Origin of the sequence: Thermoflexus sp., from assembly GCF_042408365.1 — a bacterium.
Lineage (GTDB): Bacteria > Chloroflexota > Anaerolineae > Thermoflexales > Thermoflexaceae > Thermoflexus.
Window position 1 is genome coordinate 23,391 of record NZ_JBHOQJ010000017.1, and the last position, 12,300, is coordinate 35,690.

5 protein-coding genes are annotated in these 12,300 nt (G+C 67.3%); 3 read left to right on the forward strand and 2 right to left on the reverse strand.

The window, feature by feature from the left end; all coding sequences use genetic code 11:
* Positions 1-80: 80 nt before the first annotated feature.
* Positions 81-4,817, forward strand: coding sequence for a DUF2298 domain-containing protein (locus ACFMO5_RS00810; RefSeq protein WP_376790874.1), 4,737 nt, complete (start codon positions 81-83; stop codon positions 4,815-4,817).
* Between the two features lie 62 nt (positions 4,818-4,879).
* Here ACFMO5_RS00810 and rsgA read toward each other — a convergent pair whose 3' ends face one another.
* A complete protein-coding gene (rsgA, locus tag ACFMO5_RS00815; protein ID WP_376790875.1) occupies positions 4,880-5,797 on the reverse strand; it encodes a ribosome small subunit-dependent GTPase A in 918 nt (305 codons plus the stop codon).
* A 407-nt stretch (positions 5,798-6,204) separates the two neighbouring features.
* Here rsgA and ACFMO5_RS00820 point away from each other — a divergent pair, with 407 nt between their 5' ends.
* Together ACFMO5_RS00820 and ACFMO5_RS00825 are read left to right on the forward strand one after the other, a co-directional pair.
* Complete coding sequence (locus tag ACFMO5_RS00820) at positions 6,205-9,381, forward strand: NB-ARC domain-containing protein (RefSeq protein ID WP_376790876.1); 3,177 nt, start codon at positions 6,205-6,207, stop codon at positions 9,379-9,381.
* Between the two features lie 142 nt (positions 9,382-9,523).
* A complete protein-coding gene (locus ACFMO5_RS00825) occupies positions 9,524-10,348 on the forward strand; it encodes an XdhC family protein (protein ID WP_376790877.1) in 825 nt (274 codons plus the stop codon).
* A gap of 591 nt (positions 10,349-10,939) precedes the next feature.
* Here the strand turns inward: ACFMO5_RS00825 and ACFMO5_RS00830 are convergent.
* A complete protein-coding gene (locus ACFMO5_RS00830) occupies positions 10,940-12,115 on the reverse strand; it encodes a sigma-70 family RNA polymerase sigma factor (RefSeq protein WP_376790878.1) in 1,176 nt (391 codons plus the stop codon).
* Positions 12,116-12,300 lie beyond the last annotated feature (185 nt).

A 12,300-nucleotide genomic window follows, 5' to 3' on the forward strand; every position in this document is an offset into this window, starting at 1 on the left:
GCAACGGATGTTGGCAAGAAGAAAACGGGCGCTCAAGCGCCCTGCTACGAGCAAAAATCCCATCGAGGGGTTCATACACAATGGGCGTGATCAGGCCGCACCGCACCCAGATTCGGGCGCTGGGGACGACCCTTGCGCTGGCCGCTCTCCTGATTGTGGCTCTTCACTTGCGGACGATCGGGCTGAACTGGGATGAGAGCCAGCACCTGCATCCCGACGAGCGCTTCCTCACAATGGTCACCGAGGCTTTGGCATGGCCCCGCAGCCTGGCCGAATACTTCGATTCGGCCCGTTCCCCCCTCAACCCCTATAACCGCGGCTACGGGTTCTTCGTTTATGGGGATCTCCCCATCACCCTGACCCGCGGCGTGGGGGAGCTCCTCACCGGCCTCTGCCGCCGCACGCCGGATCGCTGCCCGTTCGACACCGGCACCGCCCTCGGCTACAACGAGATCACCCTGCTGGGCCGCGCCCTCTCGGCCTTGCTGGACGCCGGGGTCGTGCTCCTCACTTTCCTGATCGGGCAGGAGCTGATGGGGACGGGGGGTGCGTTGCTGGCCGCCGCGCTGATCGCTTTCAGCGTGATGCACATCCAACAGGCCCACTTCTACACCACCGACACATGGGCGACGGCCTTCAGCACCGCTGCCCTGCTGGGGCTTGTGCGGATGATCCGCCGAACGGCGGAGGGGAAGACCCAGGGCGGGCATCCGGCCTCCCTCTACCCCACCGCGGTCTTCACAGGGGCGATGGCTGGAGCTGCGATGGCCTCCCGGATCAATCTCTGGCCCCTCCTGCCCCTCATGGCCTTGGCCGCCCTGATCGGTGCCCGAGCGGAGCCCCGGCGCTGGGGGCCGTGGATCGTCGCCGGGCTTACTGCGGCCCTCGCCTTCCGGATCGGCATGCCCTATGCCTTCGCCGGGTGGCTGACCCCTGACCCCCGCTGGCTGGCGAACATGCGCGAGATCCAGGCGCTGATCAGCGGGGAGATCGATTATCCGCCCGGCCATCAGTGGACGGACCGCGCGCCGATCCTCTTCCCCCTCAAAAACATGGTGCTGTGGGGAATGGGCCTCCCCTTCGGCGCCGTCGCGTGGATCGCATGGCTGGGCCGAGGATGGGCGCTCCGACGTCGGCTGGGGGCACGCAACGGCCCCCTTCCGTTGGACCCCGTGGCGGTAGGATGGCTGCTGATCTGGCTTTGGGCCGGTGGCTATTTCCTGTATATGGGGACCCAGTGGGTGAAATCCATGCGCTACTTCCTCCCGATTTACCCGACGCTGGCCCTGACCGCCGCATGGGGCCTGCTCCAGCTTCGGGGGATCCGAGGCCCGGCCGGGCGCTGGCTCGCCGCCATCGGGATCGCCGGGACGTTGTTGGGCACCGCCCTATGGGCGTGGGCCTTCGTAGAGATCTACCGACAGCCGGTCTCCCGGGTGGCCGCCTCCCGCTGGCTCTACGCCCACGTCCCCAGCGCGGTGACGCTGCTGCGGCCGGATCCCAACCGTCCGCAATATCCGCTCTCGCTGGCCAACCGGATCCAGGTGGAGCGCGAGCTGGCGCTGCCGGTCGACTCCATCCCCTCCTTAACCGTCATCGGGGTCGAGATCCCCCACCTGCGCGCCCTGGGCGATCCCCCCGGGGCGCTCTATGTATCGCTGGAGACCCCGGAAGGCGAGCGGCGGCTCGAGGTCCGCGTGATCCCCCCAGCGAACCCCCGCCATCCGGACGGGGATCCCGTCCGCGTCTCCTTGCCGGAGCCCGTCTCGCTGCCCCCCGGATCCTATGTCGTGCGCCTGCGCGCGGAGGGGACACCGATCCTTCTCGCTTCCTCCGTGATCGCCAACGAGCACTGGGATGATGGCCTGCCGCTGCGGTTGGAGGGACGGGACGCCTTCTGGATGTATCAGGGTCTGGAGATGGCTTGGTATGACGAGGACACCGAGGAGAAACGGGCGCGGGCGCTGGAGTGGCTGGCGCGCGCCGACTGGATCGTCCTCTCCAGCCAGCGCCTGGTCTGGTCGATCCCCCGTCTCCCCCTGCGCTACCCGATGACCACCGCTTATTACCGCGCCCTCTTCGAGGGCCGGCTGGGTTTCGAGCTCGCGGCGGCCTTCCACGTCAAGCCCCGCCTCGGGCCGCTGGAGATCGACGACATCGGCGGCCGGATCGGCTTCAACCTCCCGCCCCTGGGGTTCGAAGAGCCCTTCTGGGGCGCGGAGGAGGCCTTCAGCGTTTACGACCATCCGCCGGTCTGGATCTTCCGCAAGCGTCCGGATTTCTCCCTCGCGCAGGCCCGTTCGGTCCTAGAGGCGGTGGACCTCAGCCAGGTGATCCGACAGACGCCGCGCGAGTACACCCAGGCCCGCCGCCTCCTGATGCTGGACCCCTCGGTATGGGCGCGCCAGCAGACGGCTTCCACCTACCGGGCGATCTTCCCGCCGGAGAACCCCCTGAACCGCTGGCCGCTCCTGGGGGTCGTGGTGTGGCTGCTCTTCTTCCTGCTGCTTGGGGGATGGGCCTGGCCCCTCACGGCCTGGGCGTTCCCCGCGCTGGCCGATCGGGGCTACGCCCTGGCCCAGCTCCTCGGCCCGTTGCTGTTTGCCTTCTTCCCCTGGCTGCTGGCCAGCGTCGGGGTTATGGACTTCACACGCCCATCGATGGCCCTCACGCTGCTCCTCGGCCTGGTCATCGATGCCCTGCTGTGGCCCCGCGTCCGGTCGACGATCCGCGAGGCCTTGCATCATCCCCTCGGGTGGGTTGAGGCGGGGGTGTTCCTGGGGACCTTCGCCCTCTGGCTGTTGATCCGTCTGGGACATCCCGATCTGTGGCATCCGGTGATGGGCGGCGAGAAGCCGATGAACCTCTCCTATCTGCTGGCGACCATCCGCTCGCTGCGCTTCCCCCCTTATGACCCATGGTTTTCCGGGGGCTACATCAACTATTACTATTTCGGTTATGTGATCATCGGCGCGCCGATGAAGCTGCTCGGCTTCGACGTCCGCTACGCCTACAACGCGGCGATCCCCACCCTCGCCGCCCTCACCGCGGTGGGCGCCTTCGCCGTCGGCGCCCATCTCGCTGTGGCGCGGTGGCCCCGCCATGGGAAAAAGGCGATCGCCGCCGGCCTGCTGGCCGCGTTGTTCGCGGTGGGGGTGGGGAACTTGGGGGAGGCGAAACTCCTGCTGGATCTCTTCGGCGAGGTGGGCGCGCAGGCCGCCGGCGCCAGCGCCCCTTCCCCCCAGGATACCCTCCGGGGGATGTGGGAGGTCCTCACCGGAGAGGCGGATCTCCCCGCCCGCATCGAGTGGTGGTATTGGAACCCGACCCGCATGATCCCCGATCGGGACGTCACGCCGATCACCGAGTTCCCCTATTTCACGTTCCTGTACGCCGACCTCCACGCCCATATGTTGGCCTTCCCCCTCCAGCTGGCCGCCCTGTTGATCGGGCTGGCGTGGCTCCGCCGGCCGCGCTGGGGAGAGCCCTCGGGGATCCTGGCCCTCGCCCTGGGGGCCTTGCTCGTGGGCGCCCTGCGGCCCACCAACACCTGGGATTATCCCACCCATCTGCTCCTGGGCCTCGCCGCCCTCACCCTGAACGCGTGGGGCCGAGGGGATTTCCGGTCGTGGCGAGGGATGGAGGGGTGGATCGCCCGGTGCGCCGCCTTCGTGGGCTTGGGCGCCCTGTTCTTCCTTCCCTATCTGGCCCACTACGCCACCGCCTACACGTCCTTTGAGTGGTGGAGGGGGGATCGCACGCCGCTGGATACGTATTTGTTGTTACACGGCTTGTTCTTAGTGCCAATCGGCGTGCTCCTCTTACGGGAGGCCCGACGGCTGCTCCGGTGGATCGGTGCGGGATGGCGGACGGATCCCCTGGGGATGGCGGGATGGGTCCTCGCCGCCGTCCTGGGCGCGGGCCTTTGGCTCCTCGGGGGGCGGCTGGCCCCGGTCGCCTGGGCGGCCGTCCCGATGATGCTGATCAGCGCCGCCCTCCTCCTGCGTCCGTACCAGATCCCGGAGCGCCGGATGCTCTGGCTGTGGATCGCCGGGGCGGCTGCCCTCACCTTGGGTGTGGAGCTCCTCGTGCTCCGGGGCGACATCGGCCGGATGAACACGGTCTTCAAGTTCTACCTCCAGGTGTGGTTCCTCTGGGCGGTCGCCGCCGCGGTGGCGGTCGTGGAGATCGAAGGGGCGGCCCGGCGGTGGGCCTCCTCCCTCCGCGCCTTTTGGCATGGCCTCTTCGCCGTCCTGCTCGGCGCCGCTCTGCTCTACCCTATCTTGGCCACCCGCGCCCGGCTGTATGACCGATGGGATCCCTCCGTAGGCCCCACCCTGGACGGCTTTGCTTTTATGGAAAAGGCCATCGCCGACGAGATGGGGGTCCGCTACCCGGTGCGCCAGGAGTGGGAGGCGATCGAGTTCCTGCGGGCCCACAGCGAGGGGACCCCCGTGGTGATCGAATCCGTCCGCGCCCCGGCCTACCGGGGGCTGCGCAGCCGGGTGGCGATGTTCACGGGGCTTCCCGTGGTCTTCGGCTGGGACTGGCACCAGCGGCAGCAGCGGACCGTGGTTCCGGAGTCAGTGATCCGGCGCCGCGAGGCCGACGTCAACCGGTTCTACGAAACCACGGATCCCGACGAGGCCATGAACATCCTGCGCCGCTACGGCGTGCGCTACGTGATGGACGGCTACGCCGAGCGCCTGTATTACCCGCCCCAAGGGTTCGAGAAGTTCGGGATCCTGATCGCGCGCGGGGATCTCCGGCTGGCCTTCGCCAACGAGGGGGTGCGAGTGTACGAGGTGGGGCGCTGAGCCCGCTGGGGGAAGATCTGAACCGGCCCCGCAGCGCTTGGGCCCATCGGCGGCCGCAACCCTTAAGCGGATGAGGCGGCCTGCTGATCGATCAGGATCCGCTGATAGCTCTCATACCGCCGCCGGCTGATCTTCCCCCGGGCGACCGCGCGGCGGATGGCGCAGCCGGGCTCCTCGAGGTGAAGGCAATCGGAGAACTCGCAACGGCCGATATAGGAGCGCATCTCCGGGAAACACGCCGCGAGGTCCTCGGGCCGGATCCCCCACACCCCCATATCCCTCAGGCCCGGGGTGTCGGCCAGGTATCCGCCGTCGAAGGGGATCAGCTCGCTGCGGCTCGTCGTGTGGCGCCCGGCCCCGGTCCGCGGGTTGATGGCCCCGACCTTCAGGGCCAGCCCCGGCTGCAGGGCGTTCAGCAGGCTGGATTTGCCGACCCCGGAAGGGCCGATGAAGGCGGTGATCTTCCCCTGAAGCCGCTCCCGCAGCGCATCGAGGCCCGCCCCCGTCACGGCGCTGGTGAATAAGACGGGATACCCCAAGGCCTCATATTCCTTGAATGATTCCTGGAAAGATGAAAGATCCTCCACCAGATCGATCTTGTTCAGGCAAAGGATCGCCGAGAGGCCGTTGGCCTCCGCCACCGCCAGATAGCGATCGATTTGGAACCGATCCGGCTCCGGGACCGCCGCGAACACCGCCACGATCTGATCCAAGTTGGCGGCGATGACATGGGCTTTCTCCGGGTCCAGCGGCTCCCGGCGCACCAAGGCCGTGCGCCGGGGGAGGATCTCCACGATGGCCCCTTCCCGCGGGGAGACCCGCTCGAAGGCCACGCGATCGCCGATCACCGGGCGCTGCGGGCCATCCGCCCGGCGGCGCAACCGTCCCCGCAACACACAGCGCACCACCCCATCCGGTCCCTGCACATCGTAGGCCGCCCCCAAGACCCGGATCACCAACCCTTCCTCCCGCATCCCCATCCAGCCTCACCTCCTCAGAACGGGATCTCCAGAATGTCCCTCCCGTCCTCCGGCTGGGCGGATCCCAACCCAGGGCGCCCTCAACGGGACGAGAGGATATCCTTGGCCTTCTCCATTTATAATCTTACTGAGCCCGGATGAACCCATGCATCGTCCACGCTTTACATACTTAGGGAAGGCCGACGGCCTCTTACCCCCTCCCACGCTCCAAAGGACGGCCAGGAGGGGCAAAATCCTTTGGAGGCTGGAACTATTCGAAGTAGGGCGCTTTAGCGTCCATTTTCACCCGTTTTGAGATGAACCCTCATAGTCAACGGCCGCGCGGAACAGAGTATGGCGAATGCCCGAAGGATCTGTCCGGCGTGGCGCCGAGCGAACGCTCATTCGGCCCTGAGGGAGGGTGAGCGATGTCGATTGAACCCCTTCTCGCCGCCGTCGCCCAAGCGGTCTTTGATTACCTGCTTCGGGAAACCGACCTGGCCGAGCGCGTGCGCGCCGTGCTGGGCATCGACCCCCAACGCCGCGCCTTCCAGACTGCGCTGGCCAGAGCCTACACTGCCTTCGCCCGCCAGTACCCCCACCTGGTCGCCTCGCTCTTTGACGAACGTTTCCTCACCCAGGAAGGCGCCCCTATCCTGGCGCAACTGCTCACCCGCCGGGGTCGCCCCGACCCGGCCGAGTTGGCCCGCCGCTGGGCCCGGCACCTGAGCTACCCCGATCCCGCTACCTGGCCGCGCCTGGCCGATGCCACCCGCGCCGCCGCCGACTTCCTGACCTGGCTGGAGGCCGAACTGGCCGAGCAGCCGGCCCTGCAGTCCCTCTGGGATTCCCGCGCCCTGGAACGCATCGCCGAGAACACCGAGGCCATCCGCCGGGCGCTGGAGAATGTGCTGGCACAGCGTTATACCCCTGCGGATGTTGAACTCATCCGCCGGACGCTGGCCCAGCCCTCCTCGACCGTGGTCACCGGCGAGCGCGCCGTAGCCATCGGCGGCTCGGCCGATGGAGCCGTTATCATCACCGGCGACCTCAAGATCACACTCAATGCCCGCCAGCGTGCCGACCTGCAGCGCCTGCTGGCGGCCAAAATGCACAACGTCCCGCCGCTACCGGACCACTACCTGCCCCGCGAGGAGTATTTGGCACCTCTGCGTCAGGCCCTGCTGGGGGATAGCACGGCCCCCTTGGGGATCGTCGGCGTACACGGGATGGGCGGCATCGGCAAGTCCGTCCTGGCCGCTGCCCTCGCCCACGACCTCCAGGTGCAGGCTGCTTTCCCCGATGGCATCATCTGGCTCTCCATCGGCCGTGAGCCCAACCTGCCTGCCCGCCAGGAGGACCTCTACCTGATCCTGACCGGCGAGCGGGAGAACTTCAAGGACGCGGCGCAGGGGCGTCTCTTCCTCAATCAAGCGCTGCCGGAGAAAGCCTGCCTGGTCATCCTGGATGACGTGTGGGAGGCACGCCACGCCGAGGCGTTCCCCCGCCTGCCGCCAGGGGCGCGGGCGCGCTATCTGCTCACCACCCGTAACAGCGAGATCCTCCAGACGCTGGGGGCGCAGATCTTTTCGCTGGATGTCCTCTCGGAGGAGCAGGCCCTCACCCTGCTGGCCGATTGGGCCGGGCAGCCGCGGGAGACCCTGCCGCCGGAGGCCCGCGCCGTGGCGCAGGAGTGCGGCTACCTCCCCCTGGCGCTGGCGATGGTGGGCGCCTTTGTGCGCCGCAACCCCGAAAGTTGGGCGCGTGCCCTCCGTCGCCTGCGAACCGCCGACCTGGAGAAACTGCGCACCCTCTTCCCCGGCTACGAGCATCCCACCTTGTTGGCCGCCCTGGCGGTGAGCGTGGAAGCTTTGCCCGAAACCGCCCGCGAGCGCTACCTGGACCTGGCGGTCTTCCCCGAGGAGGCAGCCATCCCGCTCCCGATCCTGCGCGCCTTCTGGGCGCCGCTGGGCCTGGATGAGGATGACATCGACGATTTGGTGACGACCTTCGTGGACCGCTCCCTGGCCCGCCGGGACGAAGCCGGCGCCCTGCGCCTGCATGACTTGCAGCACGACTACCTGCGCGCTACCCAGCGGGACGACCTGCCCGACCTGCACCGCCGCTTCCTGTTGGCCTGTGCGGAATCTCTCCTGGGCGAGCGCACCAGTGATCTGGAGGGCTTGCCCTGGCATCGCCTGCCACCGGGAACACCCTACCTATGGGACCACCTGGTCTATCACCACATGGGGGCTGGTGCCTGGGATGCCCTCTACGGTCTGCTCACCGACTTCCACTTCTTGGAAGCCCGCTGCCGGGTGACCTCCGTCTTCGACCTGGAGGCCGATTACCGCCTGGCGCTGGCGCGCTGGCCGCAGGCTGACGCCGAACGCCGGGCTGTCTTGGCCGCCTTTGAGGAGCGGCTGCGCCTGGAGGAGCACCACATCGCACGCCACCCGGACTATCTCTTCCCGGCCCTCTACAACCATCTCACCTGGCTGGACGCCCCCGATGGCCCCCTCCATCGCCTGTGCGAGGCGGCGCGGGAGGGACGGCGGAACTGGCTGCGCAGCCGGCTGGACCCCCGCCCCGAGCCCCCCTTGTGGACCCGCTCTCTGGAGGGCCACACTGGGCCGGTGAGGGCCGTAGCGGTGACGGCTGATGGACGCTGGGCCGTCTCTGGGTCCGATGACAAGACGGTGAAGGTCTGGGACTTGGAGAGCGGATGGCTGTGCTGCTCCCTGGAAGGCCACACCGGACCGGTGTATGCGGTGGCGGTGACGCCCGATGGGCGCTGGGCCATCTCCGGCTCTGGTGACCGCACAGTGAAGGTCTGGGATCTGGAGAGCAGATGGCTGCTCCGCTCCTTGGAGGGCCACACCAAGCCGGTAACTGCGGTGGCGGTGACGCCCGATGGGCGCTGGGCCGTCTCCGGGTCCGCCGACGGCACAGTGAAAATATGGGATCTAGAGAGCGGGCGGCTGCTCCGCTCCCTGGAAAGTCACACCGGACCTGTGTATGCGGTGGCGGTGACGCCGGATGAACGCTGGGCCATCTCCGGGTCCTGGGACCGCACAGTGAAGGTCTGGGATCTGGAGAGCGGGCGGCTGCTCCGCTCCCTGGAAGGCCACACCGGGCCAGTAAAGGCGGTGGCGGTGACACCGGATGGACGCTGGGCCATCTCCGGGTCCAATGACAAGACGGTGAAGGTCTGGGATCTGGAGAGCGGGCGGCTGCTCCGCTCCCTGGAAGGCCACACCGATTGGGTGAGGGCCGTGGCGGTAACGCCGGATGGGCACTGGGCCATCTCTGGGTCCGATGACCACACGGTGAAAGTCTGGGACCTGGAGAGCGGGCAGCTGTGCCGCTTCTTGGAGGGCCACACCAAGCTGGTGACAGCGGTGGCGGTGACGCCCGATGGACGCTGGCTCATCTCCGGCTCCGATGACAAGATGGTGAAGGTATGGAACCTGGAAAGCGGCGCCTCGCGGCTCCTCTTCTGGAACGACACCGCCATTCTCTCTCTGGCCCTCTCCCCCGATGGGCGCGCGCTGGTCTGCGGGGATGCGGCCGGGCGGGTGTGGCTCTTCGATTGGGTGTGGTGAGGGGATCCGGGCGACCTGCGCGCTGTTTGGCGCCGCCCTTGCTCGAAGGGCTACGCAGGGTCCCAAAGGTGGCACCGGCGGCGCATCGTGCTTCGGGGTTTAAAATAATCGTGGAATCCACCACGATTGGGCGGAGGGGGCCGTGTGGGACTTATACCGTGAGGTGCTCCGGGCCTACGAAGAAAGCCGTCCGGTGGCCTTATGCACCGTGATCCGGGCGCGGGGTTCGGTGCCCCGCCATGAGGCCGCCAAGATGCTGGTGTACCCGGATGGTCAGATCCGGGGGACGATCGGCGGGGGGGAGATGGAAGCGCGGGTGATCCGCGAGGCCCTGGAGGCGCTACGGGAGGGTCATCCCCGGCTGGTTCGCTACACGCTCTCGGATCCAAAGCAAGGCGACCCCGGCGTCTGCGGCGGGGAGATGGAGATCTTCATCGAGCCGCTGCTCCCACCGCCCACGCTGCTGATCATCGGGGCGGGGCACGTCGGGCGGGCCTTGGCCCACCTCGCCAAATGGCTGGGCTTCCGCGTCCTGGTCAGCGACGACCGGCCGGAGTTCTGCACGCCGGAGTGGATCCCCGATGCGGACGGTTTCCTGGCTGGCCCACCGGAGGAGGTGCTCCCCGGAGCCCCCATCCACGCCCAGACCTACATCGTCCTCACCACCCGCAACCACCCCTTAGACGTGCGGATCCTCCCGCTCATCCTCGACACCCCGGCCCCCTACATCGGCGTGATCGGCTCGAGGCGCCGCTGGCTGCTCACGGCCAAGGTCCTGCACGAGAAGGGAATTCCGCTGGAGCGCTTGGCCCGGGTCCGATCGCCGGTGGGGCTCGAGCTCAACGCGGAGACGCCCGAGGAGATCGCCGTCTCGATCATGGCGGAGATCATCGCCATCCGCCGCGGGGGAAGCGGTGGGCCCATGACGGTGGATCTCCGCCAGGCGCTCCGGGAGGTCGTGGCTTGATCCGTAACCCGTTGTGGGGGGTTGCATAATGTAGGGGCACCCCTTGTGGGTGCCCTTCGGTGGGCGCCCCATTGGGGCGGGCACAAGGTCCGCCCCTACAAAGGGCGTTCGCATTCGCACGTAGGGGCACCCCTGGGGGGTGCCCCTATTTTTGGGCAACCGCACCAGGGCGGGCACAAGGCCCGCCCCTACAAAAGGCATTCGCATCCGGATGTAGGGGCGCCCCTTGTGGGCGCCCTTCTGCGGGTGCCCTTCCATGGATGCCCGTAACGATTCAGCCTAACCCCAATCCGGTTCGGAGCTCCTGCGAACAGGCAGAATCGCCCCACCCCCCTTGATCCCCCCTCCCCATGGCCCGTGGAAACGGGCGCTAAAGGGCCCTACTACAAACAGGGATAAAAATATTTTGGGGTTGAGCCGCGCGCCTTCGGCGCGCAGCGCAACCCCAAAAGCCCCCAGGAGGAAACCGCCTATCATCCGTATTGGCGTTGCGGGCGGATCAAACAGCGATGCGAGGCGTCTTTAACGCCTCGCATCGCTGTTTAACCGAACGGATAAGACCGAGGATCCCTGGGGCATGAACGCCCCCGATCATTCCCGCAGAAACTCGCGCAGCCGACGGGCGTAGACGGGATGGCGCAGGCGAGCGAGGGCTTGAGCCTCGATCTGCCGCACCCGCTCGCGGGTCACCCCCAATTTCCGCCCCACCTCCTCCAGCGTATACATCCGTCCATCGACCAGGCCGTAGCGCAATTTCAGAATGCGCATCTCCCGCGGGGAGAGGGTCGCAAGGGCTTCATGCAGGATCTCCTGGAGCATCTTTTGACTAACGGTCTCGGAAGGCGAAGCCATCCCCCGGTCCTCAATGAAATCCCCTAACACACTTTCTTCTTCCTCATCCATGGGGGCTTCCAGGGAGACCGGCTGGCGAACCATCTGCAACAGCTGCTCGACGTGGAAAGGCGAAATCCCCATGGCCTCCGCCATCTCCTCCACCGTCGGGTCGCGGCCGAGCTCCTGGGCCAATTGCTGCTGCGTGCGCAGCAGCTTGTTGATCTGGTCCCCCATATGGACAGGGACCCGGATGGTGCGGGATTGATCGGCGATGGCTCGGGTGACCGCCTGGCGGATCCACCAGGTGGCATATGTGGAGAACTTATGGCCCCGGCGCCAGTCGAACTTCTTGACCGCCCGGATCAGGCCGATGTTCCCTTCCTGGATGAGGTCCGAGAGGGGGAGGCCCCGGCCGATGTATCTCTTCGCCACACTGATCACCAGCCGGGTGTTGGCCAAGATCATGTGATCCTGAGCGGCTCGGCCGTCGGCGGCGATCGCCTCTAAACGACGCCGCTCTTCGGGGGAAAGGTTCCCCTGGGCCAGGCGGCGCTCCGCCTGACGGCCCCGCTCGATCCGCTGAGCGAGCGCCACCTCCTCCTCCGGCGTGAGCAGGGGGATCCGCCCGACCTCCTTCAGATAGAGCCCGAGGGTGTCCGTGGATTCCAGCGCCTCCTCCAGCTCCTCCTCAGCCCAGAGCTCCTCCTCCGCCTCCTCCAGCTCCGGTCCATGACCCTCCTCCTCCGGGACATCCGTGACATCGATCCCTGCCTCCAGGAGGGCAGCAAAGATCTCATCCAATCGATCTAAATCGTTCTCCGCCTCGGGGAAAAACTCCAGGATCTCCTCGAAGGTCACATACCCCCGGGATCGCCCCAAACTGAGGAGCTGGTCCAGCGTTGGAACGCTTGGGGTCTGCATATCCTCCAGCATCAAAGGCACTCCTCCGTCGCCAGAGAATTGGGAAGATCGATCATCACCCTTTACAGCAGTGCTTCCTCCGTTTCATACGATGAGGAAGGCGGATAGCCCCTCTCCCCCCATGGCCCCTGGGGGCCGTGGGGAGAGGAGAGGAAAAATCCTTCGGGGGCTGGGGGCTGCCTTCGGCGGCCCCCAGC

Coding starts and splice junctions, on each gene's coding strand:
- ACFMO5_RS00810 (WP_376790874.1), top strand. CDS start 81: ATGGGCGTGATCAGGCCGCACCGCACCCAGATTCGGGCGCTGGGGACG.
- rsgA (WP_376790875.1), bottom strand. CDS start 5,797: ATGGGGATGCGGGAGGAAGGGTTGGTGATCCGGGTCTTGGGGGCGGCC.
- ACFMO5_RS00830 (WP_376790878.1), bottom strand. CDS start 12,115: ATGCTGGAGGATATGCAGACCCCAAGCGTTCCAACGCTGGACCAGCTC.
- ACFMO5_RS00820 (WP_376790876.1), top strand. CDS start 6,205: ATGTCGATTGAACCCCTTCTCGCCGCCGTCGCCCAAGCGGTCTTTGAT.